We start from the raw sequence: 25,531 nt of genomic DNA on the forward strand, positions 1-25,531 counted from the left end.
GCGCCGCTCAACGATTCCAGAACAGCAGCACAGGCAACGTGTCGGGCAGCACGCGAAAACCGCAGGCTGCCCCCCATTGCAACGGCCATTGCAGGGTCTCGATTAGTGGCCGCTGCAGCCAATGCGCCGCCAGCGCACGCATACAGCCGGCATGCGTCACCGCCCATACGCAAGACGTGGGCATCGCGGTGGTTGCTTCAGCCCAGGTCGTCACGCGCGCCAGCAGATCCGCCGCCGATTCTCCGCCATGCGGATTGCCGAGCACGAGATCGCGCGCCCAATGGTCGATTTCCGCGCGCGGGATCTCATCCCACTGGCAGCCTTCCCAAGCGCCGAAATCGAGTTCCATCAATTGCGCATCGATTTCAATGGCGGGCAGCTGCGCCGCTTGCGCCATGGCTTCAGCCGTCAGGCGGCTGCGCCGCAACGGGCTTGCCAGCAGACGATGCGGAGTGTGGGCGGCGAGTTTCTCGACGATGGCCGACGGCTCCGGGTCCATGGGCGAGACCAACTCCAGATCGGTGCGGCCATAGCAGAGGCCCGCCGTCATGGCGGGCCGCGCGTGGCGGATCAGGATGACATCCATGCCAGCAACCCCCACAGGATCAGCAGCTCGAAAATCTGCTGCGCCATGCCCAGGCAATCGCCTGTGATGCCGCCGATGCGGCGCACGAAATAGCGACCCAGCAGCCAGCGCGCAAGGATCAGGCCGACAACGATGAGCGCCGCGCACATCGGCCCGAACCACAGCAACGGCACGACACCGAATACGCCAGCCCACAACGCGTCACTCCATCGCATGCGTTGCGCAACTGGCTTGGCCTTGCCTTCCGCCCGCACGTAGTCATGCGTGAGCAGGTGGCTGACAGCTGCGGCCCGGCTGGCAGCATGCGCAGCCACCATTGCAACGAGGATGCCTATGCTGTGCGGCGCCATCGCGCTCAGCAATTGCCACTTCAGCAGCAACGCCATGCACACGGCAATCGCCCCGAACGCGCCGATGCGCGAATCGTGCATGATGCGCAGCCGGTCTTCAGGCGTGTAGCCGCCGCCAAAGCCGTCGGCGCAATCGGCCAGCCCGTCCTCGTGAAACGCGCCGGTCAGCAACAGCGTAGCCCCCATCGACACGGCCACCGCCACACCTTGCGCGGGCACCGTGCGCAACACAAGCCAATACACCGCCGCTGCCACGGCGCCCACCAACCAGCCGATCAGCGGAAAGTAGCGCGCCGCGCGATTCAAGCCCGCTTGCGAGAACCCAACCGACGCCGGCACGGGGATGCGGGTGAAATACCCGACGGCCGTCCACAGCGCCTGCCAATGTTCGCGCAACGCGTTCATGGCGATGCGCGCTCGCTCACGCCTGCGCTGGCGAAGGTCGCCATTTCGCGCAGGAACGCCACCGCCGACACGACCACCGGATACGCCAACACCGCGCCGCTGCCCTCGCCCAGCCGCAACGACAGCGACAGCAGCGGCCGCGCATCGAGCAGCTCCAGCAAGGCGCGATGCCCGCGCTCGTCCGACACATGCCCGAACACGCAGAAGCGCAGCACATCGGGCGCCACGTGCGCGGCCACCAGCACGGCGGCCGTCGCGATAAACCCGTCGACGAGGATGACCATGCGGCGCTGCGCCGCCTCAAGCACCGCCCCCACCATCGCTGCGACCTCGAAGCCGCCGAAGCAAGCAAGCACGTCCAGCGGCTCGCTTGCGTCAGCGTGCCTGGCCATCGCAGATTCCAGCACGGCGCGCTTGTGGGCCAGGCCGTCATCATCGAGCCCGGTGCCGCGGCCAACGCATTGCGCGACCGGCAAATTGCATAAGCGCGCCATCAGGCACGCGGCAGACGCCGTATTGGCGATGCCCATTTCGCCCAGCGCGATCACGTTGGTGCCAAGCGCCGCATGGTGTGCCACCCGTTGCGCGCCGAGCGCCATGGCGCGGTCGCGCTCCTCAGTGGTCATGGCGGCTTGCTCAACACTCTCGTCGGCAAAGTTGCGTGTGCCGGGGCCGACAGGTGCATCGACCAGGCCCGGCGCATCTGCCGCCCACAACGGTGCGGCGACACCGGCGTTTACCACCTCCAGCGCAAACCCATGCTGGCGGCAGAACACGTTGACGGCTGCACCGCCCGCGATGAAATTGAGCACCATCTGCGCGGTCACCGCTTGAGGGTACGCGCTCACGCCTGCGTGCGCGATGCCGTGGTCTGCGGCAAACACCACCATCGCGGGGCGCGTCAGCTGCGGTGTGTCGGTGTTCTGGATCAGGCCGATCTGCACGGCCAGCGATTCAAGCCGGCCCAGTGCGCCGAGCGGCTTGGTCTTGCTGTCCACGGCCGCCTGCAGGCGCACGCGCAACGCATCGTCAAATGGCGGAATGTGCATGGTTTGGTTCATCACAATTCGACTCCGGGCTGGGCCTGGATGCCTCGGGAAAAGGCGTGCTTGACGAGCGTCATGTCGGTCACGGTATCCGCCGCCTCGATCAGCTCGGGTGGCGCACCGCGCCCGGTAATCACCACATGCTGCGCGGGCGGCCGCGCGCGCAAATCGGCCAGCACCGTCTGCACGTCAAGGTAGTGGTACTTGAGGGCGATGTTCAGCTCATCCAGCAGCACCAGGCCGACGGTGGGATCGCTCAGCAGCTCGCGTGCGCAGGCCCATGCAGCTTGCGCCTTCTCGATGTCGCGCGTGCGGTCCTGCGTCTCCCATGTGTAGCCTTCGCCCATCACGTGGAAGCTGCATTGCTCGGGAAAGCGTCGCAGGAAGCGCTCTTCGCCCGTCGGGATTGCGCCCTTGATGAACTGCACCACGCCGACCTGCATGTCGTGACCCATGGCGCGGATCACCATGCCAAAGCCGGAGCTGGATTTGCCCTTGCCGTTACCGGTGTTAACGAGCAGTACGCCGCGCACGTCCGTGGCGGCGACAATCTTGGCGTCCACCACGGCCTTCTTGCGCTGCATGCGGGAGCGGTGGCGCTCGTTCAGCGCGTCATTGTTCTCTTCAGTCGTCATCGGAATCATCAGGAATCAAGGCCGTATGGCGGCCGTTGGCCACCTCGGCAATGGGCGTGCGCAGCACACGTGCGCAATGCTCGGGGGTCAGCACCTCGGCCGCGATCCCGGCGGTCGTGTGACCGGCGCCGTCCATCAGCAGCGCATGCGTCGCGAAGCGGCGCGCGAGGTTCAAGTCGTGCACGGTCAGCACGACCAGCCAGCCCTGTTTGCGGCAGCCTTCGCGCAGCAGGCGGAGCACGGCAACCTGCTGATGCAAATCGAGGTGTGCGACGGGCTCGTCGAGCAGCAGCACGCGCGCCTCCTGCGCCACCACGGCAGCCATCGCCACGCGCTGACGCTCACCGCCAGAAAGCGTGCGCACATCGCGTTGTACCAGCGGCTGCAACTGCAGCGCAGACACCGCTGCGTCAACGGCGCGGACATCGGCGTCGCCCTCCCACTCCCAGCGCGCCAGGTGCGGGTGGCGGCCGGTCATCACCGCTTGGTACACGGTGATGGGGAACGAGTCATGCAAGGTCTGCGGCAGAAACGCGCGACGACGCGCCATCGCCAGTGCCGGCCAATCGGCAAGTGCTACACCGTCGAGCGTGACGCTGCCGCCGTCCGCCGAACGCAGGCCCGCCAGCACGGAAAGCCATGTCGACTTGCCCGCGCCGTTCGGGCCGACCACGCACCAGAGCTGGCCCGCGTTGGCCGTCAACGACAACCGCTCAATCAACACGCGCCCGTCGATGGTCACGCGCAGGTCGCGCAGCGCGAGTTCGGGCGCTGCATCCAAGTGCGCGAATGCATCCGGTGCAGGGGCCCGACGTGCACGACGCAACCAGCTCATCGCGTGCTCCGCATCAGCAGGTAGAGAAACGTCGGCACGCCAAGCATGGTGGTGATCACACCCACCGGCAGTTGCGTTGGGGCGATCAGCGTCCGGGCGATCAGGTCGGCCAGCATCAGCAGCCCGCCGCCGGCCATCGCCGTAGCGGGCAAGTGGATGCGCACGTCGCGGGTCCACGCCAGGCGCACCATATGCGGCACCAGCAGGCCGACAAAAGCGACCGAGCCCGCAATGGTCACCGCTACCGCCGTGCACAGCGACGCCACCACGTAGATCAACGCACGCACGCGCGCCACGGGCACCCCAAGCGCACGGGCGCGGGTTTCGCCGGTCAGCAGCACGTTCAGGTCGCGCGCATGCGGCAACACCACGGCCACCGCCGCCACGAGCGCCATCAACGCGCCCGCATAACGATCGGCGCCACCCAGGTCGCCGACCATCCAGAAAATCATGCCGCGCAGCTTGTTCTCGGGCGCCACCGTCAAGATGAGCGTGATCAGGCCGACCCAGCCGGAGGCCATCACCACGCCACCGAGCAGTAGGCGCGCATTGGCCTCGCCGGGCTCACCGCGCCACAGGTGCTGACGCGCCAACGCCGCCACCAGCGCCATCGACAGCAATGCTCCCGCGCCGGCACTCGTCTGCACCAACCACCACGGCAGCGAAAACAACATCGCCGTGAGCGCCGCCACTGCCCCGCCACCGGACACGCCCAGGACATACGGATCGGCCAGCGGATTGCGCAGCAGCATCTGCATGAGCGCCCCGGCAAAGGCCAACAGCCCGCCAGCAGCAAATGCAGCGCCCGCGCGCGGCAGGCGCAATTCGATGACGATGCCCGCAGCCAGGCTATCGCCACCGCCGATCAGCGCCCGCCAGACTTCAGCGAGCGACAGCTTCACACTGCCGAGCATCAACGACGCCGCCAGCACCACCACGCACGCGAGTGCCAGCAGCGACCACAGTCGCCAGGCAAAACCGCGTGCGGGCAGTGCAGGTGTTGTCATCGCTTCGGTTCGTGCTGTTGCCACGACAGCGTGAAGAACACCCCACGCGACGCCGTGTTGTACGGATAGATCAACTGGTAGTTCTTGTTCGTCACGTTTTCAACACGTGCCGACACTGCCCAGTCAGGCGTGATCTGGTAGCGGCCGACCAGGTTCAGCAGGCCATAGCCACCGAGCGTCTTGGTCGAATCCTGGCGGTCACCCGCTGCATTCCACTCCACGCCCGCCGAGAACGGCCCGAACGTCTTGTACGCCGAGACGCTGCCGAAGTGCCGTGCGCGGCGCGAGAGCAACTGGTTGGCCGACAGGTCCTGCGGGTTCTGCATGGTAAAGCTCGCACGCAGATCCACGCCATAGATCGAACCCCGATACGACGTCTCCAGCCCGTTCACGCGTGCGCGGTTGACGTTGGCTGCCGAGCAATTGAAATCTGCATCGCATACCGCCGTGATCAGGTTGCTGTAGTCCGTCTCGAACACCGTCACGCGCACCAGGCCGATCGCGCCGCTGTATTCCACGCCGCCTTCCACCGAGCGCGCCTTCTCGGGCTGCACGTTCGGGTTGCCGAAGAACGGGTAGTACAACTCGTTGAAGCTGGGTGCGCGGAAGGCATTGCTCACACTCGCAACCGCCTTCCATTGCGGGTTGAATGCGAAGCCGTAGCCGGCGTAGTAGCTGTTGGCGCCACCGAAGTCCGAGTAGCGGTCGCGGCGCAGGTTCAGCTGCAACTGGTGCGGGCCAAACTTGCCTTCGTAACCGATGTAGCCGGAATCAACGTTGCGCGTGGGCACGTTGTAGGCATCGCTGTCGATACTGGTCTGCAGATGCTCCAGGCCCACCTTGAGCAGCTGATTGGGCATGAAGGCCCAGTCGTTCTGCCAGCTCGCCGTCTGATTGCGTGTGTTGAAGCGCGCCGGCACCTGCAACACGCCGTTCGTGTAATTCAAGCTGCGGTCATCGCCCTGCGACAGCGTCAGGCGCGTCTTCCAATCCTGCGTTACCTTGCCGTCCACGTAGGCCGACATCGAGCGCACTACGTTGTGTGCGACGTTGTCATCGGTCGGCTTGCCGAAGGCGTTGTCGTAACTGACATCGCCCCAGGTCTGGAAGTACGTCAGGCCCGCTTGCCAATCTGCCGAGAAGCGATGCGACAACTGCGCCGACACGCTCTTGTTCGTGTACGGGTTGTCGTTCGGGTTGGCCTTGGGCGCCTGCTGCGGGTTGATGGTCGAGAAGCCGTTGGTCTTGAATTCCGACACCGACACCGCGAACGATGTATCGCCGTTCTCGCCCAGCGAGCCGCTGATGCCAGCCTGCGCGCGCTTGGTATTGCGGGCGCCGTACTCGATCTCTGCATTGGCCAGCGGGCCATGGCCACGGCCGTTGCGCGTGAAAATCTGCACCACGCCGCCAATCGCATCGGAGCCGTACAGCGCAGACACGTTGCCGCGCACAACCTCGATGTGATCGATCTGATCGGCCATCAATTGCGCGATCTGCGCGCCGCCCGAGGTGCCGGACGCCACACGCACACCGTCAATCAGAACCAGCGTCTGATTGGAACCGGCGCCGCGCATGAAAAGGCTGGCGTTGGTGCCTGGGCCGCCGCTCTGCGCGATTTCGATGCCGGCCTCGCGGCGCAGCAGCGTCACGGCGTCCGGCGCCTGCGAGCGCTCGATATCGGCGCGGCTGATGACCGTCGTATGCGGCAGTGCATCGGACAGGGGCTGCTCGCTGCGCGAGGCGGTCACCACTGTCGGATTCAGCTCGCCGACGGGCGTGCTGGCTACTTGTGTATTGCTTTGTGCCCAGGCCGGCGCAACCGCACCTGCCATGGCCCCCGCAACAACCCCCAATCGTGCGCTGGCAAGCGCGCGCATGGCCGTCCGGGGCATCCGGAGTGGCCGCTTTGTAGTCAAGCTCATGCTGAAAAGACAAGAAGCGTCAGCCGGACCCGTTCCCCCGCGGGTCGCTGGCAGCAGGATCTCGATGCGGTTCCCTCCAGGGTTGCACATCGGCTCTGAGATCCACCGTCCTGGCCGGTATCCGGGCTGGCGAAGCGGCCTGTCCGCCTTCCCATTCCGAAAGGAACAGTGGCGTATGGACAGACCGCGCGGCACCCATCTTCTTCGCGAGATGGCGGGTACACGCGACGTTCGCTTACCGTTGCGGGGGCAGCGCAGGTTGGCGCATCGCTTGGGGCGCGCGCTCCCTGCTTCCCGTTTAACTGCAGATGGTGCTGCGGGCACCAGGACGGGGCGAAGTTTAACGGAAAAGGCATTCCAAACCCGTCGCAGTCGCGGTAAAAACACACCCACCGCCCGTTGTGCCCGCCGCGTCGCCTCATTCCCCCGCATATTGCGCATCCGTATGGAGGACAGGCGCGAAGCGCATGATCGGCTAAAATCCCCCCACTCGATTCTGATTGACACCCAATGCTGAACGAACTCGAACAACTTGCCGGCAAGATCGCGCGCGTGCTGCGTCACGCCGATGCGCTCGCCGCCGAGAACCAGCGCCTGCGCGCCGAAGTCGAGCGGCTTCAGGCGGAAGCCGAGGCGTCCAAGACCGAGCGCGACGCGATGGTCGCCGATCGCAGCGTGCTCAATGCCAAGATCGAAGAAGCGCAACTGCGCATCCAATCGATTCTCGACAAGCTGCCCACGGCCACCGACGCGCGCCAGCTTGATCTCCTCGGCCAGGCCGCAGGGGCCGATGAAACAGCGGCCGCCCCGCATTCGGAGACCTAAGCATGAGCAGCAAGCAAATTGAAGTGAACATCGCCGGGCAGCCCTACAAATTTGCAGTCTCGGTCGATAACGAAGCCGCCCTGCGTGAAGCCGCCGCCATGGTCGACAACCAGATGACGCGCATCAAGAACGGCTCGAACACCAAGGGCATCGAGCGCGTCGCCGTGATGGCCGCCATCAGCATCGCATCGGATTTGCTGTCGATGCAACGCCAGGCCGCATCAGATTCCGCCCTGCCGATCGACACGATTCGCGCCAGACTGGCCGACTTGAACGCCCGCACCGACGAGGCTCTGCGCCAGTACGGCGAAGTGATTTAGCGAAGGTCAAAACGGGTTTGTAACCGGATCGCATCCGGGCTTGGGTTCGGATGCGAACGGGTGTATAGTGTCACGTAATGGCTTCCGAAATCTCCTGCAAACCCTTATGGTATAAGGCTTTAGCGGCTGCAGGGTAGAGAAAAAGCGGTTGCCTGCGATGAATCTCTCAGACGCATCGCCATGCGCTCGAAACACAGCGTGATGATGCGTCTGACAGTTTCCCTGCCTGGTTCGCCATGGCCATTAATTCCTTGAACCGATAAGCATTGCTTGGTGCGGGATATGCCGTGTGGGCGAGCGCGTCTTCCAGTGCATAGCGTGCGACGCAAGTCGTGGGCTCCCTGCGCCGGTGATGTACCCGAAATGCGGCTTCCGCTGCCACTCTGAACCTCACTTGGGTTCAGGATGCGGGTCTAGCGGCCAAGGTGGGGACCCAACAAAAGGCGGTAGTGCACATGTGCGCTACCGCCTTTTTCTTTGCCTATCTGCGATACGCCCCCGTTGCCGCACCGCCAATGGCAACGCCGCGGCCGTGTTGCTATGCTGCGCACACCGTCACTTCCGCACGTCGCCCGCGCATCCCAACGATGGCCACCCAATACTGGTTGATGAAGTCCGAGCCCGACGAGGCCAGCATCGACACGCTGCACGCCGAGGGCACCTTGCCCTGGACTGGCGTTCGCAACTATCAGGCACGCAACTTCATGCGCGACCGCATGCGCATCGGCGACGGCGTGCTGTTCTACCACTCGTCCTGTCCGCAGCCGGGCATCGCGGGGCTGGCGGAAGTCTGCTCGACCAGCTACCCAGATCCCACGCAGTTCGACGCCAAGAGCCACTACCACGACCCTGCATCGAAGCCGGAAGCGCCGCGCTGGATGCTCGTCGACGTGAAGTTCGTGCGCAAATGCGCGCTGATCGATCTGCCGACCTTGCGCGCACAGGAACAGCTCGCCGACATGACGGTGCTGCAACGCGGCAACCGCCTGTCCATCACGCCCATCACGCCCGCGCAATGGCGTTACATCACGACCAAATTGATGCGCGATCCTGAGTGAATGGCTGGCGCCGGCAGGGAATTGTTACAAACGTGATGAACGATGCGCGTAACAGCCAGTCAGACGCATCACATTGCTTTTTGGGAGAACACAATGAAATCTGTCCTGGCCGCAACCATTTTGGGGACCGCAATTATGACGACCGCTTTCGCGCAAGCCGCTCCTGAAGCGAATCATTCTGGCGTGCTGTCGCTGGATGCGCAGGCCGTGACGGAAGTCCCCACCGACACCGTCACACTGACGCTGAGCGCCGAGCAGGAAGGGGCAGACCCGGGCGCGATCTCCACCGCACTGTCGCGCAAGGCCGACGACGTGATCAACCAGGCAAAGCGCACCTCCGGCGTGCAGGCAGAAACGGGCGGCTTCAATATCTATCCGAACACCGATCGCAACGGCAAGATCAGCGTGTGGCGCGGCCGTGCCGAAGTACGCATCACGTCGAAGGACTTTGCAGCGGCGTCCAAGCTGGCGGGCCAGCTGGCCAATCAGATGCAGGTGCAGAACGTGAACTTCACGCTCTCGCGCGAGGCGCGCACAGCGGCGGAAGCCAAGCTCATCGATCAGGCTGTGAATTCGTTCCGCGACAAGGCACTGACGACCACCAAGCTGTTTGGCTACACGAGCTACACGATCCGCGACGTGCACGTGAGCGAGGGCAGCAACAACCCAGGCCCGCGTCCGATGATGCGCATGGCAGCCGCTCCGGCATCGTTCGATTCGGCGCCGGTGCCCATCGAGGGCGGCAAGGCGCAGGTCACGGTGACGGTTTCCGGCGCCGTGCAGATGCTGAAATAAGCAGCGATCCGCTCCATGAAAAAAGTCACCGAAGTTCGGTGGCTTTTTCTTTGCGCGGTTGCTGCGTCAGGCGTGCGCCTGGTTTTTTTCACCGTTGCCTGCACGACGATAGGACCAGACCAGCATGGCGATGCCGATCAGGATCATTGGCAGCGACAGCCACTGGCCCATCGACAGGTTCGCCGCGAGCAGGCCGAGAAAGTTGTCCGGCTCACGCGCGAATTCCGCGGCGAAGCGGAACACGCCGTAGCCAAGCAGGAATGCGCCGGACACCGCGCCCATCGGCCGCGGCTTGCGCGCATACAGCCACAGCAGGATGAAGAACAGCACGCCCTCGCCGAGGAACTGGTAGATCTGCGAGGGGTGGCGCGGCAGCATGTGGTACTGGTCAAAAACGGCCTGCAGGCCGCTGGTGACGGCCTCTTGCGCATGCGAAAGCAACCATTCACGGTCTTCGCCCTGTGCCTGCGGGAACATCATCGCCCACGGCAGATTGGGCGACGACACACGGCCCCACAGCTCGCCGTTGATGAAGTTGCCGAGGCGCCCCGCTGCGAGACCGCACGGGACCATCGGCGCGATGAAATCAGTCACCTGCATCCACGATCGACCGCGCATGCGCGCATACAGCATCATCGCCACGACCACACCGAGGAAGCCGCCATGGAAGGCCATGCCGCCTTCCCAGACCTTGAAGATGTCGAGCGGGTGGGCGAAATACCAGTCGGGCTTGTAGAACAGCACGTATCCCAGGCGCCCGCCGAGAATCACACCGAGCACGCCGTAGAAGAGCATGTCGTCAAGGTCGCGGCCGCTCCAGCCTTCGGCGGCGATGTGCGGCTGGCGCGTGCGCAGGCGGCCGAACCACAGGAACATGATGAACGCCGCCAGATACATCAGGCCGTACCAGCGGATGGCGAGCGGCCCCAGATGCAGGGCGACGGGGTCGAATTGCGGATGGATGAGCATGAATCCTGTGGGTTTCAGGTTTGGTTGTCTTCTTGCAGCTTGGCGACGGCTTCGGCACTGGACACGAACCACGGCAGCACCGGCGAAGCGGCATCGCGTCGCCACACCAGCCCGGTCTCGATGATCGGGCTCGGCGCGGCGAGTTCGAGATAGACCACGCCAGTCCGCTGGAGGTTGCATAGCGATGCCGGCACCAGCGCAACGCCCATCTCGGCGGAAACAAGGCTGACGATGGTCTGCATCTGGATGGCTTCCTGGCCGATGCGCGTGGCAGCGCCGGGGTGTTCGGGACGGCCGCCGTGCGCGGCATGATAGCCGGTAATGATGTCATACAGCGCGGGCGCGGACCGGCGCGGGAAGATGATGAGCGGTTCGGCCGCTGCATCTGCGAGCGCAATCGCCTGGCCCGGCGCCACGCCCCATTGCGCCGCGCGCGACACGGGCACCGCCAGCACGAGACGCTCGCGCACCAGCGGGCGGTATTCCAGCTCGCCCGGCACGGAGCCGGCGTGATGCGCAATCACGACGCCGGCATCCACATCGCCGGCCAGGAGCGCTTCGATTTGCACATCGCTGGTGGCCTCGCGCAGCAGAAGCTGCACATCGGGCCGCGCGTCGCGAAAGTGCCGCAGCAAGGCGGGCAGGATGCCGTAATCGGCGGTGCTGACGAAGGACAGCGACAGCGAGCCGACCTCGCCGCGCGCCAGCCGCTGCGCGAGCCCGGGCAGTGCATTCGCCTCCGCCAGCACACGCCGCACCTCAACCAGCCAGCGCGCACCGACAGCCGTCAGCGCCACGGAGCGCTGCGTGCGATGGAACAGCGTGACGCCCAATTCGTCTTCGAGCGCGCGAATCTGCTGCGACAGCGGCGGCTGCGTCATCGAAAGCCGCTCGGCGGCGCGCCCGAAATGCAATTCCTCGGCAACGGTTACGAAATAGCGAAGTTGGCGCAGGTCCATATCGGAGATTAATACTATTTACGACTCAATAAGCTATGAATAATATATTTGACGCCCTATTTCCTCAAGCGCATGCTGGGCGCCAAGCCGTTGACTACAACAATAGAGCCGACCCCACGGAGACCCCCATGCCAGACAACAAGCGTTCCCAGCACATCACTCAGGGCGTGGCGCGCTCGCCCAACCGCTCGATGTACTACGCGCTGGGCTACACAAAAGACGACTTCAACAATCCGATGATCGGCGTGGCCAACGGCCATTCGACCATCACACCGTGCAATTCGGGGCTGCAGAAGCTGGCCGATGCCGCCGTGGCTGCAATAAAGGACGCCCGCGCGAATCCGCAGATCTTCGGCACGCCCACCATTTCCGATGGCATGTCGATGGGCACGGAAGGCATGAAGTTCTCGCTGATCTCGCGCGAAGTGATTGCCGACTGCATCGAGACCTGCGTCAACGGCCAATGGATGGATGGTGTCGTCGTCATCGGCGGCTGCGACAAGAACATGCCGGGCGGCATGATCGCCCTGGCGCGCACGAATGTGCCGGGCATCTACGTGTACGGCGGCACCATCAAGCCGGGGCACTGGAAGGGCAAGGACCTGACCATCGTCTCGTCGTTCGAGGCCGTGGGCGAATTCACCGCCGGCCGCATGAGCGAGGAAGACTTCGAGGGCATCGAAAAAAACGCCTGCCCGTCGAGCGGTTCGTGCGGCGGCATGTACACGGCCAACACGATGAGTTCGTCGTTTGAAGCGCTAGGCATGTCGTTGCTGTATTCATCGACGATGGCCAATCCCGATCAGGAGAAGGTCGACAGCGCCGCCGAATCCGCTCGCGTGTTGGTTGATGCCGTGCGCCGCGACCTGAAGCCGCGCGACATCATCACGCGCAAGTCCATCGAGAACGCTGTCGCCGTCATCATGGCAACCGGTGGCTCGACCAACGCCGTGCTGCACTACCTGGCCATCGCTCACGCTGCGGAAGTGGAATGGACGATCGACGACTTCGAGCGGGTGCGCCAGCGCGTGCCCGTCATCTGCAACCTCAAGCCGTCGGGCCAGTACGTGGCCACCGACCTGCACGAGGCCGGCGGCATCCCGCAGGTGATGAAGCTGCTGCTCAACGCCGGCCTGCTGCATGGCGATTGCATCACCATCACCGGCAAGACGCTGGCGGAAGAACTCGCGAATGTGCCCGACCAGCCGCGCGCTGATCAGAACGTGATCCTGCCGATTGACAAGGCGCTCTACAAGGAAGGCCACCTCGCCATCCTGAAGGGCAACCTGGCCGAAGAAGGCGCCGTGGCGAAGATCACCGGGCTGAAGAATCCCGTCATCACCGGCCCGGCCCGCGTGTTCGAGGACGAGCAAAGTGCGATGAGCGCGATCCTGGGCGACCAGATCAAGGCCGGCGATATTCTGGTGCTGCGCTATCTGGGGCCGAAGGGCGGCCCCGGCATGCCGGAGATGCTGGCCCCGACCTCGGCCATCATCGGCAAGGGCCTGGGCGAGTCAGTCGGCTTCATTACCGACGGACGCTTCTCGGGAGGTACGTGGGGCATGGTGGTCGGCCACGTCGCACCGGAAGCCTACGTGGGAGGCACGATTGGATTGGTGCACGAAGGGGATTCGATCACCATCGACGCGCACCAGCGGCTGCTGCAATTGAACGTGCCGGACGACGAGCTTGCCCGCCGCCGCGCCGCATGGAAGCAACCTGCGCCGCGCTATACGCGTGGCGTGCTGGCGAAGTTTGCAAAACTGGCGGCAACGGCCAGCAAGGGCGCGGTAACGGACTGAGTGGTTGGCGAAACCAACAAAAAACCCGCCAGACGGCGGGTTTTTCTTGATCCGATCAGCGCTGCGGCGGTTTCTGCTGCGCGGCGAGTGCGTCGTCCAGCGCGGCGCCCAGCCAATCCATCAGGCGGGCCTCCAGCGTACGGGTCAATTCCGCCGCCAGTTGTTCACTCAGCAGCGACAGGCGCGACTCCATGGCGGCACGGCACTGCGCTTCGATCAACGCCGGCCATTCGGATTGAAAACGCCACATCACGTCGCCCATCACGCGGGCGGCATCGGTGCCTGCGGGCGGCATGGCCGACGTGGGCGCAAGCCCCTGCTCGCGCAGGGCGGGCGGGACGTCCACATTGGGCACTTCAGCGGGCGCGCGTGGCGGCGCAGCGGGCGCTACCGCGGGTGCCGCGTCCTCCAGTTCGACGATCTCCGTCAGAACAGGGATGTTGTTGTCCGCCTGGGACCCGGGATAGCGTCCGTCGGTCATGCGCGCCCCACGTCGTGGTGTTGGATCGGATAACCGCGATCGCGGTAGAAACGGAAGCGATCGCGCGCGGCGGCGCGGTCGGCATCGTCATCACTCACGATTTCGATCAACCGGCTGAAGCGCGCGAACAGCGCAGGCGGCTCAGGCGAGAGGTTGACCAGGATGTCGTGATGCGGCGCGTCGTCCAGGGGCTCGGTTGCATCAGCCAGCAGGATGGGCGTCTGCGCGGCGAGCGGATGCCGCAGGCCGCAGTGCGGCAGGAAATCGAGCTGGCTGAATGTCCACAACTGCGTGTCGAACGCCTCCAGCGCAGCCGGATCTCCGACCACGATCACTTTCTGGCCCGCGCCGTAGGCCTTGCGCACGAGCCGGCAGGCATACGCCAGCTTGCCGGGCACATTGCTGTGGAAATCGACGCGGGTCATACGGTGCAGTGCCTCCGGCTGATCAACCGCGGTCCATCAGGAAGCGCGTCAGCAACGGCACCGGGCGGCCCGTGGCGCCCTTGGCTGCACCGCTCTTCCAGGCCGTACCGGCGATATCCAAGTGGGCCCAGTCGTACTTTTCGGTAAAGCGCGCCAGGAAGCAGGCGGCCGTCACGCTGCCGGCCGGGCGACCGCCGATGTTGCCCATGTCCGCAAAGTTGGATTTGAGCTGTTCCTGGTATTCCTCGTCCAGCGGCATGCGCCACGCGGTGTCGAGCGACTGCTTGCCCGCCGCCACCAGCGCATCGGCCAGCGCATCGCTGCGGGCGTACATGCCGGTATTGATGTGGCCCAGCGCAATGATGCAGGCGCCCGTGAGCGTTGCCACGTCGATCACCACGGCCGGCTTGAAGCGCTCAACGTAGGTGAGCGCATCGCACAGGATCAGGCGGCCTTCGGCGTCGGTATTCAGGATCTCGATGGTCTGGCCCGACATGCTGGTCACCACGTCACCCGGCTTGGTGGCGATGCCGCTGGGCATGTTCTCGCAGGTCGGCACCACGGCAATGACGTTCTGCTTGAGGCCCATTTCGGCCACGGCGCGCAGCGTGCCCAGCACCGAAGCGGCGCCGCACATGTCGTACTTCATCTCGTCCATGCCCTCGCCCGGCTTGAGCGAGATGCCACCCGTATCAAACGTGATGCCCTTGCCGACCAGCACCACCGGGGCCTGCTTGGCCGGACCTCCCTCGTAGCGCAGCACGATGAACGCCGGCGGCTCGACGCTGCCCTTGGTCACGGCCAGGAAGGCGCCCATCTTCAGGGCTTCGATCTGCTTGCGGCCAAGCACTTCAACCTTGAGCTTGAAATCCTTGGCGATCTGGCGTGCGGTGTTGGCCAGGTACGTCGGCGTGCAGATGTTGGACGGCAGGTTGCCCAGATCACGCGTGAGGTCCATGCCGTTGGCGATGGCGGTGCCGCGGGCGGCAGCCACGCTGGCTGTCTTGGCGTCGGCAGCCGGCACGGCCAGCACGAGCTTGCGCAAACCGGTACCGTTCTTGTCGCGCTTGCTCTTGAGTTCCGGATGGCGCTCGATAAAGCGGTAGCTGGCTTCGCGGATAAGCGTGACGGCGGTCAACACGGCCCAGGCGGTGTCCTTGTCGCGCGCGGTGTGCTCGGTGAGCGTCCATGTCACGCTGGCGGCCTTGGTGCTGGCCAGCGCGCGCAGTGCGGTGCGCACGGCTTCAGCGTAAGCGCGGTCGGTAAAGTCGGCTTCCTTGCCCAGGCCGACCAGCAGCACGCGGGCAGCGCCCACGCCGGCCACTTCGTGCAGCAGCAGCGACGTGCCGCGCTTGCCTTCGAAGTCGCCCAGCTTGACGAGGCGGGTGACCAGGCCCTTGGTGGCCACGTCCAGCGCCTTTGCGGCGCCAGCCAAGGTCTGCGACTCGAACAGACCGATCACGAGGCAATCGCTCTTGGCAGCCAGGGCGCCCGCTTTGGCCCAGTCCAGGGCTTTTGTGCTAAATTCCATCGCGCTTCTCTCTATGAGGCGAGTCAACGAAAGCCCACATTATCCGCCATTTTGCGCGGGGGCTCCGATGGAACCTGGATGGGGCACGCATCGTCCCAACCTTGGCCCAGACCTCGCCCTCCCCCTTCCCGCATCCGCATGATTTTCGAACAAGCCCTGCGACGCGAGCTGTCCTTTACCGCCGGCGCCGTCTTCCTCGTGCTGCTGACGTTCATGCTGACCACCCTGGTGATCCGCATTCTCGGCATGGCCGCCAACGGCGAGGCCAACCCGAATGACGTCCTGCTCCTTATCGGCCTGGCAACGCTGGGCTACCTGGCGATTCTGCTGTGCGCCACGCTGTTCATCTCGGTGTTACTGGTGCTGACGCGCTGGTACAAGGATTCCGAGATGGTGGTGTGGTTCACCTCGGGCATCAGCCTGACGGATTTCATCCGACCGGTTCTGCGCTTCTCGCTGCCGTTCATCGTGCTGGTGGCGCTGCTGGCGCTGTTCGGCTGGCCGTGGGCCAACCAGCAGAGCGCGCTGTTCCGAGACCGCTTCGAGCAACGCGATGTGCTGTCGATGATCTCCGCCGGCCGCTTCATCGAGCCCGCGCACGGCAACTACGTACTCTTCATCGAGGGCGTCGATAGCGGCATGAAGCACGCCCGCAACCTGTTCGTCGCCAATGCCGAGCAGGACAAGATCGGCGTGGCGGTGGCCAAGACCGGCGAATTCAAGACCATGCCCAATGGCGACCGCTTTGTCGTGCTCGACAAGGGCCGCCGCTATGAAGGCACCCCCGGCAAGCTCGACTACCGCATCGTCGAATTCGACAAATACGGCGTGAAGGTCGCCAACAAGCCACCGCAGGCAGACGCCAACCTGCCGACCAAGAGCCGCTCCACAAAGGATTTGCTCGCCGACCCGACGCCCGAAAACCTGGGCGAACTGGTATGGCGGATCGGCCTGCCTCTGCTGGCGCTAAACTTTGTGCTGATCGCCATTCCGCTGGCCTATGTCAATCCGCGCCTGGGCCGCTACACACCGATGATCTTCGCGGTGCTGATCTACCTGACGTATTCGAACCTGTTGAACCTGTCGCAAGCGTGGGTTTCGCAGGGCAAGATGAACGTGTTCATGGCTTGGTGGCCGATCCATCTGGCCGCCTTCATCTGTGCGGTGCTGCTGTTCCGCTTCCGCCACTACAGCGCGGCCGGCCTGAAGGGCATTTCTGCCCTGCTGGGCTTCGCACCCAAGAAGGCGGGTGCGTGATGAAGATGCCGGTCTATGAGAAGTACTTCGCGCGTCAGATCTACGGCGTGTTCGTCTTCATCCTGTTTGCGGTGCTGGCGCTGTTCATCTTCTTCGACATGCTGGGCGAGCTGGGCTCGGTGGTCGGACGCTACACCACGCTGGTCGCGTTCTTCCACGTGATGCTGCAGGCGCCGACACGTGTGTACGAAGTGATTCCGGTGGCCGCGCTCATCAGCGCCATCTACGTGTTCTCGCAGATGGCCAGCCAGTCGGAGTTCACGATCTTTCGCGTGGCCGGGCTCGATACGCGGCGTGCGCTACTGTCATTGTTCAAGATTGCGCTGCCGCTGGCGCTCGTCACGTACCTCTTTGGTGAATTCATCGGGCCGAAAGCGGAAGAGTACGCACAGAAAGTGCGACTGGAAGCGCTGGGCGCGACGGTGTCGGCCGGCTTCCGTTCGGGCGTGTGGGTGAAGGACCGCGGCCCCACAAAGCCGGACGGCACGGGCGGCGAAGTCACCCGCTTCGTCAACGTGGGCGCGCTGCAGCCGGACCAGTCCATCAAGGGCCTGCGCATCTATGAGTTCGATTCGGATTACCGCCTGAGTTCGATTCGCGTGGCGGATCAGGCGCGCTACCAGGGCCACCAGAACTGGCAACTGAACGACGTGACGGAGACACGCTTCGTTGAATTCCCGCGCAAGCCCGGCACGGTTGCCCCGCAAGACACGGTGCAGGCCGTGCCCGGCGCGCCGGACGCGCTGGCGCCCGACTTCCGCGGCGAGCAGACCAAGCTGCCGCACCAGGAGATGCGCTCGGAACTCACGCCGCAGATCCTGTCGGTGCTGATGGTCACGCCCGACCGCATGGCCACGCTGGACCTCTTCCAGTACATCCGCCACCTGCGCGACAACAAGCAGGACACGCAGCGCTACGAGATCGCGCTGTGGAAGAAGGTGGTCTATCCGTTCACCGTGCTGGTGATGATGGCGCTGGCGCTGCCTTTTGCGTATCTGCACGCACGTGCAGGTGCGGTCGGCCTGAAGGTGTTCGGCGGCATCATGCTCGGGTTGTCGTTCCAGCTGGTGAACAACCTCTTCTCGCACGTCGGCCTGCTGAACACGTGGCCGGCCATCTTCACGGCCATCGTGCCGGGCGCGCTGTATCTGGCACTGGCGCTGGTCAGCCTGCGCTGGGTGGAGCGCCACTGATGGCTGGCCGTGCACTTGTCCTGTTTGCGCACGGCGCGCGCGACGCGCGCTGGCGTGAACCGTTCGACCGCCTGCGCGAGCGTTTGGCTGCGCAGCAGCCCGACGTTGACACGCGCCTCGCCTTTCTCGAACTGATGGCGCCCGATCTGCCGGGCACCATCGCTGACCTGGCCGCAAACGGCACGCAGAGCATCACCATCGTGCCCGTGTTCTTCGGCCAGGGCGGCCACCTGCGGCGCGATCTGCCTGCGCTGGTCGCGCAATGCACGCAGGCGCATCCCGCCCTCTCCATCCGCTGCGCCGACGCCGTTGGCGAAGACGACGCCGTACTCGACGCCATCGCGGGTTACTGCGTCCGGCAACTGGGCTAAACCAGACGCCCTACTGCGGTTCTGCCGCGCGCGCGAAGCGCGCATGCACGTTGTTCTCGACGTGAAAGCCATGCGCGCCGAACTCCACCAGTTCCAGTGTCAACCCGAGATAACGGCGCGCAAACACGTCGGCCAGATGCGCACGCATGGCGGCGAACATCGCTGCACAGATCGGCCCCGTCACGGCTTTGCGCCGCCCCGCCTTGATGCGGAACGTCACGTGGATGAAGGCATCGTCTTCCGCGCCATCGGCCATGCGGTATTGGTCGAGGCGCAGCGCGCGCGTGCGGATGCCACCAATGGGAAACACATCCGCATAGCCGATCAGCACATCGTTAAGCACGCGCATCAGCTCAGGAATGCGCGCATCGGCCTCGACATTGGCGGTGTATTCGATGATGACGTGCGGCATGGCACTGATCTCCCCCCGGAGAATGAAATAGGTCAAAGCATCTCATGCCCGGCAGCGTTGTCGCTGTACCCGGGCGGGTTTTGACTGCGTGAAGAAGGGGGAGTGAGAGAAAGCGCTGGCGCGCCGAGCGCAGCTCAGGCGGCCAAGCTATGGGGATGCGCGTCGAGCGCGGGTTCAGATGCGGCCGCCGATGCCCGCACGGCCAACGCGTCGCCGATCATCAGCAGGCTCGGATGCTCGGCGTTGATCCACTCCGCGGCGGCGCCATTGGCCATCTGCTGCAGCGTGAAGCACGCCGAGCGCTGCTCGGGCGTGGTGGCAGCCTCGACCACCCAAGCGGGGGTGGACGGCGCGCGGCCACGTGCGATCAGGTCTGCTGCGATGGAGGCGGCCTGATCACGGCCCATGTAGTAGACGAGCGAATCGGCCTGCGCTACGGGTTCCGGCACGGCGCCTTCGGGTTGCGGCGTGTCCGGGTCGGTCGCCTTGGCTTGCGTAACAAACGCGACGCTGCGGGCAACGCCGCGCTTGGTCAAGGGTTGACGAATGGCGGACGCGGCTGCCAGCGCCGCCGTAATGCCCGGGACGACTTCGTAGTCGATGCCGGCCTGCTCGAGCGCCTGCAGTTCCTCGTCGGCACGGCCGAACAGCATCGGATCGCCCCCCTTCAGGCGCACGACGCGCTGATATTTGGTGGCCAGATCGACGAGTTGGCGATTGATGAAGCGCTGCGCGGTCGAACGCTTGCCGCAGCGCTTGCCGACCGCAATCAACACGGCCTGCGGGCAGTACTGGAAGACCTCCGGCGAGACCAGTGCGTCATGCAGCACGACCTCGGCTTCGCCCAACAATCGTGCACCGCGCACCGTGATGAGGTCCGCGGCGCCGGGGCCCGCACCAATCAGGCTCACGTGGCCAAGTGTTTTGGGGGTCTTCGCTTCCATTGCCTGGATTCCTTTGCTTTTTCCTGCGGCGCGCAACTTAGCACGCGCCATCCACATTAGGAAAATGCACGGATCATGCCAGCCGCCACCGTATGGTGCGTGGCTTCGTCCACCAGGATGAATGCGCCGGTGGCCGGGTTGTCGCCATATGCGTCGCAGACGATCGGCTTCTGCAGGCTGAGGTTGACCGTGCCGATATCGTTGAGCGCGATCTGCTTGCGGCCGGTTTCGTGCGATAGCGTATGCACGTCCAGCACGCGCTCCACATCCGACACGCGTGCGAACACGGTGGCCGTGGTGTGCTTGAGCACGTACTTGCGGGCCGGGTTCAGCTCATGTTCGTCGAACCAGCACAGGTCGGCGTGCAGCTTCTTGGCGGCGTTGGCGGCAGTCGTCGGGGCAGCGACGACGGTGTCGCCGCGCGAAATGTCCACGTCGTCGGCCAGACGCACGGTGATGGTCTCGCCGGGGCCGGCGGAATCGGCTGCACCATTGGGCGTCAGCACTTCGGCCACGGTGGTCTCACGGTTGGCGGGCAGCACGCGCACGGCCTGGCCGACGCGCACCGTGCCGGCTTCCACACGGCCCATGTAGCCGCGGAAGTCATCGGCCTGCGAGCCATCCTGGCGCGCCACGAGCTGCACCGGGAAGCGCAGTGCATCGTCGCCAGCCGGGGCGGTCTCTTCCACCTTCAGGTCTTCAAGCAATGCCAGCAGCGGTTCGCCCTGATACCACGGCATGGCTTCGGACGCGTGAACGATGTTGTCGCCGCGCAGCGCAGACACCGGCACGTAGCGCACGTCACGCAGGCCCAGTTGCGTGGCCAGTGCATCGTAGGCGGTACGGATTTCGTTGAAACGCGCTTCGCTGTAGTCGACCAGGTCCATCTTGTTGATGGCCACGATCACGTGCTGCAGCTCCAGCAGCTTGACGATGGCCGAATGGCGCTTGGTCTGGGCCAGCAGCTCAGTCTTGCCGTCGACGGTCGTCACACGCGTGGCGTCGATCAGGATGATGGCGGCATGCGCGGTCGAGGCGCCCGTCACCATGTTGCGCGTGTACTGCTCGTGGCCCGGCGTGTCGGCAATGATGAACTTGCGGCGCGCGGTCGAGAAATAGCGGTACGCCACGTCAATCGTGATGCCCTGCTCGCGCTCGGCTTCCAGGCCGTCAGTCAGCAGCGAGAAGTCGATCTGCTCGCCGGCGGTACGCTTGTTTTTCGCGTTGGCCAGCGCTTGCAGCTGGTCGGTCAGCACAGCCTTGCTGTCATACAGCAGGCGGCCGATCAGCGTGCTCTTGCCGTCGTCAACGGAACCGGCAGTGATGAAGCGCAGCAGGCCTTGATGCGATGCAGGGTGCGTCGCTGGGTGCGTCGAATTCGTCGTCATGATCAGAAATACCCTTCCTTCTTGCGCTTTTCCATCGAGGCTTCGCTCGTCTGGTCGTCCATGCGCGTGGCGCCGCGTTCGGTGATTTCGGTAACAGCCGTTTCGGCGATGATCTCGGCCGGCGTGGCGGCAGTGCTCGCCACCGGGCACGTGCAGCTGATGTCGCCCACGGTGCGGAAGCGCACCGACAGGACCTCGCTCACGTCCCCATCCGCCTTGGGCGTGATCGGCGTGACGGGCACCAGCAGGCCGTTCTTGCGCACCACTTCACGCTCGTGCGCGTAGTAGATCGGCGGCAGGGCGAGGTTCTCGCGGGCGATGTACTGCCACACGTCGAGTTCCGTCCAGTTGGAGATCGGGAACACGCGCATCTGCTCGCCCTGCGCCATGCGTGCGTTGTACAAGCTCCAGAGTTCCGGGCGCTGGGCCTTCGGATCCCACTGGCCGAACTCGTCGCGGAACGAGAAGATGCGCTCCTTCGCACGGGCCTTTTCTTCGTCGCGGCGGGCACCGCCCATCAGGGCGTCGAAGCCGTGCGATTCGATCGTCTCCAGCAGCGTGACGGCCTGTGCGGCGTTGCGCGAATCGGTCTCTTTACGCAGGCGCACGGTGCCGCGCTTGATGGAATCCTCCACATGGCCCACCACCAGGCGAGCACCCAGCTTGGCGACCTGCTCGTCGCGGAAGGTGATCACCTCGGGGTAGTTGTGACCCGTGTCGATGTGCACCAGCGGGAACGGCAGCTCGATCTTGCGCTCGCCCAGGCGGAAGGCCTTGAGCGCCAGATGCAGCATGACGATCGAATCCTTGCCGCCCGAGAACAGCAGCGCCGGGTTGCGGCACTCGGCCACCACCTCGCGGATGATGTAGATCGACTCGGCTTCCAGCCAGTCGAGGTGCTCGTTCTGCACAGGCGTCAATGCCGTGCCGGGGATTTCGCTCATGACTCCCATGTTCCTTTCCTTAGCTCTTTTGCGACAGATTCGTCGCATGCAGACCGCATTCCTTGCTGTCGCGCGATTCCCACCACCAGCGGCCGGCGCGCACATCCTCACCAGCGCGCACCGCACGCGTGCAAGGCTCGCAGCCAATGCTGGGATAGCCCTTGTCGTGCAGCGCGTTGGTGGGCACGTTGTGCTGCTCGAGGTAGGCCCAGACTTCAGGCTCGGACCAGTCGAACAGCGGGTTGTACTTGGCGATGCCGCGGGCGTCGTCGTCTTCAGCAAACGGCAGGTCGGCACGGGTGACGGCCTGCTCGCGTCGCTGGCCCGTCAGCCATGCGTCGGCATCTTTGAGCGCGCGATTCAGCGGCACCACCTTGCGAATGTTGCAGCAGGCCTTGCGCAGTTCGATGCTGTCGTAGAAGGCGTTCAGGCCGTGGTCACGCACGTAGGCTTCCACTGCGCGGGCATCCGGTGCGTATTGCTCGATCACATAACCGTAGTGCTCGCGGATGCGCTCGAGCATCGCCAGCGTTTCGGCGTGCAGACGGCCGGTCTGCAGCGTGAAGATCGGCAGGTGCGCCCGCACGGCCTGGGGGCTGCGCAGGATCGCATCGGTCACGACCATGTCTTCGGCTGCCAGGCTGGTGGCGAACTTTGCCACGCCGTGCCTGGCGGCAATCTCGGCCAGGCGCTCGAACAGCGCGGCCTCCTTCGCAGCGAGGGCTTCAGCCGTGCCGGTGTAGACCGGACGCGTCCACAGCACCGGGCGCCCGATAGCGGACACCGGCACTTCGGACAGGGCAGCCTCTTGGAACTCGCTCATACTGCGCTCGCCTCGGTAGCACGGTCGCGGCGGAACAACGGACGCGGCTCGTCGATGGCGCCCTGATAGTGGACGCTGATCTCGCCAAAGCCATTCAGCGCGTCGTCGATGTTCTTGTCGGCACGCACGGCGTAAGCGTCGAAACCGCAACGGCGCATGAAGTCCAGTTGATCGCGCAGCACGTCGCCGATGGCACGCAACTCACGCGTGAAGCCCAGGCGCTGGCGCAGCAGGAACGCGGTGCTGTAGCCACGGCCATCACGGAAGACCGGGAAATCCACCGCCACCAGCGACAAGCTGGGCAGGTCTGCCTCCAGCGCGAACGGCTCGTCGTCCGGAGCAAGCCAGACGGCCAGTGTGCCGGCGCGGGCGCGGGCGAGCAGTGCGTCGCGGTGGGCTTCCCAATAGGGCAGCGGCACGATGGCGTGCGCGGCGGCGTCCACATCGGCTTGCGTCAGCTCACCGCCTTCCGGGGTGCGCAGCACGGTCCATTCGTCAGCCACGATTTGCGGGGCACCGTTTTGCAGCTTGATGATCTTGCTCATGTTCGTTTCCCTCGGCTTTCAGGCTTCTGCACGGGCGTAGACGCGTTCCTTGAACGGGGCCATGCCGATGCGGTGATAGGTGTCGATGAAGCGTTCGTCTTCCGTGCGGTTGGCGACGAAGGTATCGATGATGCGCTCGATCACGTCGGGCATTTCTTCGGCCTTGAACGACGGCCCGATGATCTTGCCGATCGCCGAGTCGTTGCCCTGTGCGCCGCCCAGCGATACCTGGTACCACTCTTCTTCGTGCTTATCGACACCCAGGATGCCGATGTTGCCGACGTGGTGGTGACCGCACGAGTTGATGCAACCCGAGATGTTGAGCGACAGCTCGCCCAGGTCGTGCACGTAATCGAGATCGTCGAAGCGCGCTTGAATCGCCTGCGCGATGGGGATCGACTTGGCGTTGGCCAGCGAGCAGAAGTCACCGCCCGGGCACGCAATGATGTCGGTCAGCAGGCCGATGTTGGCGGTGGCCATGCCGTGCTCCTTTGCCAGCTGCCACAGCTCCAGCAAGTCGTGCTTCTTCACGTCCGGCAGGATCAGGTTTTGCTCGTGCGCGACACGCACCTCGCCAAAACCGAACCGCTCGGACCAATCCGCCACCAGCGCCATCTGCTCGGCCGTGGCGTCGCCCGGGGGCAGCGCCGCGCCCGGCTTGAGCGAGAGCGTGACAGCGGCATAGCCCGGCACACGGTGCGGATGCACGTTGCGGCTCACCCAGCGGGCGAACGCCTTGTTCTCCAGTAGCGCCTTTTCATAGGCAGCGTCGGTGTCGGCCAGCTTTTCATACGCGGGCGGCGCGAAGAACTGCGCCACGCGGTCGAACTCGGCCTGCGTGATGGTCGACGGGCCGTCCTTGATGTGCTGCCACTCTTCTTCCACCTGGCGCGCAAATTCCTCAGCGCCGATGGCCTTCACGAGAATCTTGATACGCGCCTTGTACTTGTTGTCGCGGCGGCCGTAGCGGTTGTACACGCGCACGGCGGCCTCGATGTACGACAGCATGTGCTGCCACGGCAGGTCTTCCTTGATGCTCGCGCCCAGGATCGGCGTGCGGCCCATGCCGCCGCCGGCCAGGATGCGCAGCAGCGTCTGCCCGTCCTTCTCATAGGCGTAGACGCCGATGTCATGCAGTTGCGTCACGGCGCGGTCGTCTCGCGAGGCCGACACGGCAATCTTGAACTTGCGCGGCAGGAACGCGAACTCGGGGATGAAAGTCGACCATTGGCGCAGGATTTCCGCCAGCGGGCGCGCGTCGATCACCTCGTCCGGTGCCACGCCGGCAAACTGGTCGGTCGTGATGTTGCGGATGCAGTTGCCCGAGGTCTGGATGGCGTGCATTTCCACCGAGGCCAGCTTGGCCAGGATGTCGGGCACCTGCTCCAGCTCGATCCAGTTGTACTGGATGTTCTGGCGCGTGCTGAAGTGGCCGTAGCCGCGGTCGTGCTCGGCGGCGATGTGGCTGAGCATGCGCAGTTGCTTGGCGCGCAGGTGGCCATACGGAATCGCCACGCGCAGCATGTAGGCGTGGCGCTGGTAGTACAGACCATTCTGCAGGCGCAGCGGCAGAAACTCTTCTTCCGTCAGTTCGCCCGAAATGCGGCGGCGCACCTGGTCGCGGAACTGCGCGACGCGGTCGGCGACGAGGCGGTGATCGTAAGCGTCGTATTGGTACATGACTGTTCGGTCCAATCCGG

At 64.8% G+C, this 25,531-nt stretch carries 27 protein-coding genes, 1 other RNA gene and 1 riboswitch; of the genes, 9 read left to right on the plus strand and 19 right to left on the minus strand.

All coding sequences use genetic code 11. The features are described from left to right. Window positions 1-7: 7 nt before the first annotated feature. Genes cobC through CFE42_RS03815 form a run of 7 tightly spaced genes read right to left on the minus strand, consistent with a single transcriptional unit; the run spans window position 8 to window position 6,744 of the window. Window positions 8-586 carry an alpha-ribazole phosphatase gene (gene cobC, locus CFE42_RS03785; protein WP_004632097.1) on the minus strand — a complete coding sequence of 193 codons (579 nt, stop codon included), beginning with the start codon at window positions 584-586 and terminating at the stop codon, window positions 8-10. Next, a complete protein-coding gene (locus tag CFE42_RS03790; RefSeq protein WP_004632095.1) occupies window positions 571-1,341 on the minus strand; it encodes an adenosylcobinamide-GDP ribazoletransferase in 771 nt (256 codons plus the stop codon). Before CFE42_RS03790 ends, cobC begins: the two co-directional genes overlap by 16 nt. After that, window positions 1,338-2,402: a nicotinate-nucleotide--dimethylbenzimidazole phosphoribosyltransferase gene (cobT, locus tag CFE42_RS03795; RefSeq protein ID WP_004632093.1), complete on the minus strand. Its 1,065-nt coding sequence runs from the start codon at window positions 2,400-2,402 to the stop codon at window positions 1,338-1,340. The genes CFE42_RS03790 and cobT overlap by 4 nt, the downstream gene beginning before the upstream one ends. Continuing rightward, window positions 2,402-3,022, minus strand: coding sequence for a cob(I)yrinic acid a,c-diamide adenosyltransferase (cobO, locus tag CFE42_RS03800; protein ID WP_037044387.1), 621 nt, complete (start codon window positions 3,020-3,022; stop codon window positions 2,402-2,404). The genes cobT and cobO overlap by 1 nt, the downstream gene beginning before the upstream one ends. Further along, on the minus strand, window positions 3,012-3,857 hold the full coding sequence (locus CFE42_RS03805; RefSeq protein ID WP_004632090.1) for an ABC transporter ATP-binding protein: 846 nt from the start codon (window positions 3,855-3,857) through the stop codon (window positions 3,012-3,014). The genes cobO and CFE42_RS03805 overlap by 11 nt, the downstream gene beginning before the upstream one ends. Further along, entirely contained in the window at window positions 3,854-4,864 is a 1,011-nt protein-coding gene (locus CFE42_RS03810) for an iron ABC transporter permease (RefSeq protein WP_004632087.1), read from the minus strand. The genes CFE42_RS03805 and CFE42_RS03810 overlap by 4 nt, the downstream gene beginning before the upstream one ends. After that, entirely contained in the window at window positions 4,861-6,744 is a 1,884-nt protein-coding gene (locus CFE42_RS03815) for a TonB-dependent receptor (RefSeq protein ID WP_004632085.1), read from the minus strand. The genes CFE42_RS03810 and CFE42_RS03815 overlap by 4 nt, the downstream gene beginning before the upstream one ends. A 139-nt stretch (window positions 6,745-6,883) precedes the next feature. Continuing rightward, window positions 6,884-7,132, minus strand: a riboswitch (cobalamin riboswitch). Between the two features lie 167 nt (window positions 7,133-7,299). On the opposite strand from CFE42_RS03815, the gene CFE42_RS03820 reads away from it, so the two are divergent. The 5 genes from CFE42_RS03820 to CFE42_RS03840 all read left to right on the plus strand — a co-directional run bounded on the left by CFE42_RS03820 (window position 7,300) and on the right by CFE42_RS03840 (window position 9,787). Further along, window positions 7,300-7,614 (plus strand): hypothetical protein, encoded by a 315-nt coding sequence (locus tag CFE42_RS03820; protein ID WP_004632083.1) that lies wholly within the window; start codon window positions 7,300-7,302, stop codon window positions 7,612-7,614. A gap of 2 nt (window positions 7,615-7,616) precedes the next feature. Beyond that, on the plus strand, window positions 7,617-7,934 hold the full coding sequence (locus tag CFE42_RS03825) for a cell division protein ZapA (protein ID WP_004632081.1): 318 nt from the start codon (window positions 7,617-7,619) through the stop codon (window positions 7,932-7,934). A 216-nt stretch (window positions 7,935-8,150) separates the two neighbouring features. Then, window positions 8,151-8,370, plus strand: a non-coding RNA gene (ssrS, locus tag CFE42_RS03830) — 6S RNA. Between the two features lie 151 nt (window positions 8,371-8,521). Further along, entirely contained in the window at window positions 8,522-8,992 is a 471-nt protein-coding gene (locus CFE42_RS03835; RefSeq protein WP_009277425.1) for an EVE domain-containing protein, read from the plus strand. A gap of 93 nt (window positions 8,993-9,085) precedes the next feature. Next, a complete protein-coding gene (locus CFE42_RS03840) occupies window positions 9,086-9,787 on the plus strand; it encodes an SIMPL domain-containing protein (RefSeq protein WP_004632077.1) in 702 nt (233 codons plus the stop codon). 66 nt (window positions 9,788-9,853) lie between these two features. On the opposite strand, the gene lgt is transcribed toward CFE42_RS03840, so the two are convergent. Both lgt and CFE42_RS03850 read right to left on the minus strand, forming a co-directional pair. Then, on the minus strand, window positions 9,854-10,756 hold the full coding sequence (gene lgt / locus CFE42_RS03845; protein ID WP_004632074.1) for a prolipoprotein diacylglyceryl transferase: 903 nt from the start codon (window positions 10,754-10,756) through the stop codon (window positions 9,854-9,856). A gap of 14 nt (window positions 10,757-10,770) precedes the next feature. Beyond that, window positions 10,771-11,715 (minus strand): LysR family transcriptional regulator, encoded by a 945-nt coding sequence (locus CFE42_RS03850; RefSeq protein WP_004632073.1) that lies wholly within the window; start codon window positions 11,713-11,715, stop codon window positions 10,771-10,773. Between the two features lie 128 nt (window positions 11,716-11,843). On the opposite strand from CFE42_RS03850, the gene ilvD reads away from it, so the two are divergent. Then, window positions 11,844-13,517 (plus strand): dihydroxy-acid dehydratase, encoded by a 1,674-nt coding sequence (ilvD, locus tag CFE42_RS03855; RefSeq protein ID WP_004632071.1) that lies wholly within the window; start codon window positions 11,844-11,846, stop codon window positions 13,515-13,517. 55 nt (window positions 13,518-13,572) lie between these two features. On the opposite strand, the gene CFE42_RS03860 is transcribed toward ilvD, so the two are convergent. The 3 genes from CFE42_RS03860 to CFE42_RS03870 are packed head-to-tail and all read right to left on the minus strand — an operon-like array spanning window position 13,573 to window position 15,954. Then, window positions 13,573-13,998 (minus strand): DUF2486 family protein, encoded by a 426-nt coding sequence (locus tag CFE42_RS03860; protein ID WP_004632069.1) that lies wholly within the window; start codon window positions 13,996-13,998, stop codon window positions 13,573-13,575. Then, window positions 13,995-14,423 carry a DNA polymerase III subunit chi gene (locus CFE42_RS03865; protein WP_004632068.1) on the minus strand — a complete coding sequence of 143 codons (429 nt, stop codon included), beginning with the start codon at window positions 14,421-14,423 and terminating at the stop codon, window positions 13,995-13,997. Before CFE42_RS03865 ends, CFE42_RS03860 begins: the two co-directional genes overlap by 4 nt. A 22-nt stretch (window positions 14,424-14,445) precedes the next feature. Next, complete coding sequence (locus CFE42_RS03870; RefSeq protein ID WP_004632067.1) at window positions 14,446-15,954, minus strand: leucyl aminopeptidase; 1,509 nt, start codon at window positions 15,952-15,954, stop codon at window positions 14,446-14,448. Window positions 15,955-16,092: 138 nt separating this feature from the next. Here CFE42_RS03870 and lptF point away from each other — a divergent pair, with 138 nt between their 5' ends. The 3 genes from lptF to CFE42_RS03885 are packed head-to-tail and all read left to right on the plus strand — an operon-like array spanning window position 16,093 to window position 18,775. Further along, window positions 16,093-17,211 (plus strand): LPS export ABC transporter permease LptF, encoded by a 1,119-nt coding sequence (lptF, locus tag CFE42_RS03875; protein WP_004632066.1) that lies wholly within the window; start codon window positions 16,093-16,095, stop codon window positions 17,209-17,211. After that, window positions 17,211-18,404, plus strand: coding sequence for an LPS export ABC transporter permease LptG (lptG, locus tag CFE42_RS03880; RefSeq protein WP_004632063.1), 1,194 nt, complete (start codon window positions 17,211-17,213; stop codon window positions 18,402-18,404). Before lptF ends, lptG begins: the two co-directional genes overlap by 1 nt. Next, complete coding sequence (locus CFE42_RS03885) at window positions 18,404-18,775, plus strand: CbiX/SirB N-terminal domain-containing protein (RefSeq protein ID WP_004632061.1); 372 nt, start codon at window positions 18,404-18,406, stop codon at window positions 18,773-18,775. Before lptG ends, CFE42_RS03885 begins: the two co-directional genes overlap by 1 nt. Before the next feature lie 10 nt (window positions 18,776-18,785). Here the strand turns inward: CFE42_RS03885 and CFE42_RS03890 are convergent, their stop codons facing one another. The 7 genes from CFE42_RS03890 to CFE42_RS03920 form a co-directional block, all read right to left on the minus strand. Beyond that, a complete protein-coding gene (locus tag CFE42_RS03890; protein WP_004632059.1) occupies window positions 18,786-19,187 on the minus strand; it encodes a 5-carboxymethyl-2-hydroxymuconate Delta-isomerase in 402 nt (133 codons plus the stop codon). Between the two features lie 134 nt (window positions 19,188-19,321). Further along, window positions 19,322-20,131 (minus strand): uroporphyrinogen-III C-methyltransferase, encoded by an 810-nt coding sequence (gene cobA / locus CFE42_RS03895; protein ID WP_004632057.1) that lies wholly within the window; start codon window positions 20,129-20,131, stop codon window positions 19,322-19,324. A gap of 56 nt (window positions 20,132-20,187) precedes the next feature. Further along, window positions 20,188-21,519: a sulfate adenylyltransferase subunit 1 gene (locus tag CFE42_RS03900; RefSeq protein WP_004632055.1), complete on the minus strand. Its 1,332-nt coding sequence runs from the start codon at window positions 21,517-21,519 to the stop codon at window positions 20,188-20,190. 2 nt (window positions 21,520-21,521) lie between these two features. After that, on the minus strand, window positions 21,522-22,472 hold the full coding sequence (gene cysD / locus CFE42_RS03905; protein WP_004632053.1) for a sulfate adenylyltransferase subunit CysD: 951 nt from the start codon (window positions 22,470-22,472) through the stop codon (window positions 21,522-21,524). 10 nt (window positions 22,473-22,482) lie between these two features. Beyond that, window positions 22,483-23,286, minus strand: coding sequence for a phosphoadenylyl-sulfate reductase (locus CFE42_RS03910; protein WP_004632050.1), 804 nt, complete (start codon window positions 23,284-23,286; stop codon window positions 22,483-22,485). Next, complete coding sequence (locus CFE42_RS03915) at window positions 23,283-23,831, minus strand: DUF934 domain-containing protein (RefSeq protein ID WP_004632048.1); 549 nt, start codon at window positions 23,829-23,831, stop codon at window positions 23,283-23,285. The genes CFE42_RS03910 and CFE42_RS03915 overlap by 4 nt, the downstream gene beginning before the upstream one ends. 18 nt (window positions 23,832-23,849) lie before the next feature. After that, window positions 23,850-25,511 carry a nitrite/sulfite reductase gene (locus CFE42_RS03920; protein WP_004632045.1) on the minus strand — a complete coding sequence of 554 codons (1,662 nt, stop codon included), beginning with the start codon at window positions 25,509-25,511 and terminating at the stop codon, window positions 23,850-23,852. Window positions 25,512-25,531 lie beyond the last annotated feature (20 nt).

It is taken from the genome of Ralstonia sp. PBBBR1 (genome assembly GCF_002256165.1).
Taxonomy (GTDB): Bacteria; Pseudomonadota; Gammaproteobacteria; order Burkholderiales; family Burkholderiaceae; genus Ralstonia; species Ralstonia thomasii.

Bases quoted from the DNA above. Each gene is read 5' to 3' on its own strand.
- CFE42_RS03870 (WP_004632067.1), bottom strand. From the start codon at position 15,954: ATGGAATTTAGCACAAAAGCCCTGGACTGGGCCAAAGCGGGCGCCCTG.
- cobT (WP_004632093.1), bottom strand. From the start codon at position 2,402: ATGAACCAAACCATGCACATTCCGCCATTTGACGATGCGTTGCGCGTG.
- lptG (WP_004632063.1), top strand. From the start codon at position 17,211: ATGAAGATGCCGGTCTATGAGAAGTACTTCGCGCGTCAGATCTACGGC.
- lptF (WP_004632066.1), top strand. From the start codon at position 16,093: ATGATTTTCGAACAAGCCCTGCGACGCGAGCTGTCCTTTACCGCCGGC.
- cobC (WP_004632097.1), bottom strand. From the start codon at position 586: ATGGATGTCATCCTGATCCGCCACGCGCGGCCCGCCATGACGGCGGGC.
- CFE42_RS03850 (WP_004632073.1), bottom strand. From the start codon at position 11,715: ATGGACCTGCGCCAACTTCGCTATTTCGTAACCGTTGCCGAGGAATTG.
- CFE42_RS03840 (WP_004632077.1), top strand. From the start codon at position 9,086: ATGAAATCTGTCCTGGCCGCAACCATTTTGGGGACCGCAATTATGACG.
- CFE42_RS03810 (WP_004632087.1), bottom strand. From the start codon at position 4,864: ATGACAACACCTGCACTGCCCGCACGCGGTTTTGCCTGGCGACTGTGG.
- cobO (WP_037044387.1), bottom strand. From the start codon at position 3,022: ATGACGACTGAAGAGAACAATGACGCGCTGAACGAGCGCCACCGCTCC.
- CFE42_RS03805 (WP_004632090.1), bottom strand. From the start codon at position 3,857: ATGAGCTGGTTGCGTCGTGCACGTCGGGCCCCTGCACCGGATGCATTC.
- CFE42_RS03825 (WP_004632081.1), top strand. From the start codon at position 7,617: ATGAGCAGCAAGCAAATTGAAGTGAACATCGCCGGGCAGCCCTACAAA.
- cysD (WP_004632053.1), bottom strand. From the start codon at position 22,472: ATGGGAGTCATGAGCGAAATCCCCGGCACGGCATTGACGCCTGTGCAG.
- CFE42_RS03885 (WP_004632061.1), top strand. From the start codon at position 18,404: ATGGCTGGCCGTGCACTTGTCCTGTTTGCGCACGGCGCGCGCGACGCG.
- CFE42_RS03915 (WP_004632048.1), bottom strand. From the start codon at position 23,831: ATGAGCAAGATCATCAAGCTGCAAAACGGTGCCCCGCAAATCGTGGCT.
- CFE42_RS03860 (WP_004632069.1), bottom strand. From the start codon at position 13,998: ATGACCGACGGACGCTATCCCGGGTCCCAGGCGGACAACAACATCCCT.
- cobA (WP_004632057.1), bottom strand. From the start codon at position 20,131: ATGGAAGCGAAGACCCCCAAAACACTTGGCCACGTGAGCCTGATTGGT.
- CFE42_RS03790 (WP_004632095.1), bottom strand. From the start codon at position 1,341: ATGAACGCGTTGCGCGAACATTGGCAGGCGCTGTGGACGGCCGTCGGG.
- CFE42_RS03890 (WP_004632059.1), bottom strand. From the start codon at position 19,187: ATGCCGCACGTCATCATCGAATACACCGCCAATGTCGAGGCCGATGCG.
- CFE42_RS03815 (WP_004632085.1), bottom strand. From the start codon at position 6,744: ATGCGCGCGCTTGCCAGCGCACGATTGGGGGTTGTTGCGGGGGCCATG.
- ilvD (WP_004632071.1), top strand. From the start codon at position 11,844: ATGCCAGACAACAAGCGTTCCCAGCACATCACTCAGGGCGTGGCGCGC.
- CFE42_RS03865 (WP_004632068.1), bottom strand. From the start codon at position 14,423: ATGACCCGCGTCGATTTCCACAGCAATGTGCCCGGCAAGCTGGCGTAT.
- CFE42_RS03835 (WP_009277425.1), top strand. From the start codon at position 8,522: ATGGCCACCCAATACTGGTTGATGAAGTCCGAGCCCGACGAGGCCAGC.
- CFE42_RS03910 (WP_004632050.1), bottom strand. From the start codon at position 23,286: ATGAGCGAGTTCCAAGAGGCTGCCCTGTCCGAAGTGCCGGTGTCCGCT.
- CFE42_RS03820 (WP_004632083.1), top strand. From the start codon at position 7,300: ATGCTGAACGAACTCGAACAACTTGCCGGCAAGATCGCGCGCGTGCTG.
- CFE42_RS03900 (WP_004632055.1), bottom strand. From the start codon at position 21,519: ATGACGACGAATTCGACGCACCCAGCGACGCACCCTGCATCGCATCAA.
- CFE42_RS03920 (WP_004632045.1), bottom strand. From the start codon at position 25,511: ATGTACCAATACGACGCTTACGATCACCGCCTCGTCGCCGACCGCGTC.
- lgt (WP_004632074.1), bottom strand. From the start codon at position 10,756: ATGCTCATCCATCCGCAATTCGACCCCGTCGCCCTGCATCTGGGGCCG.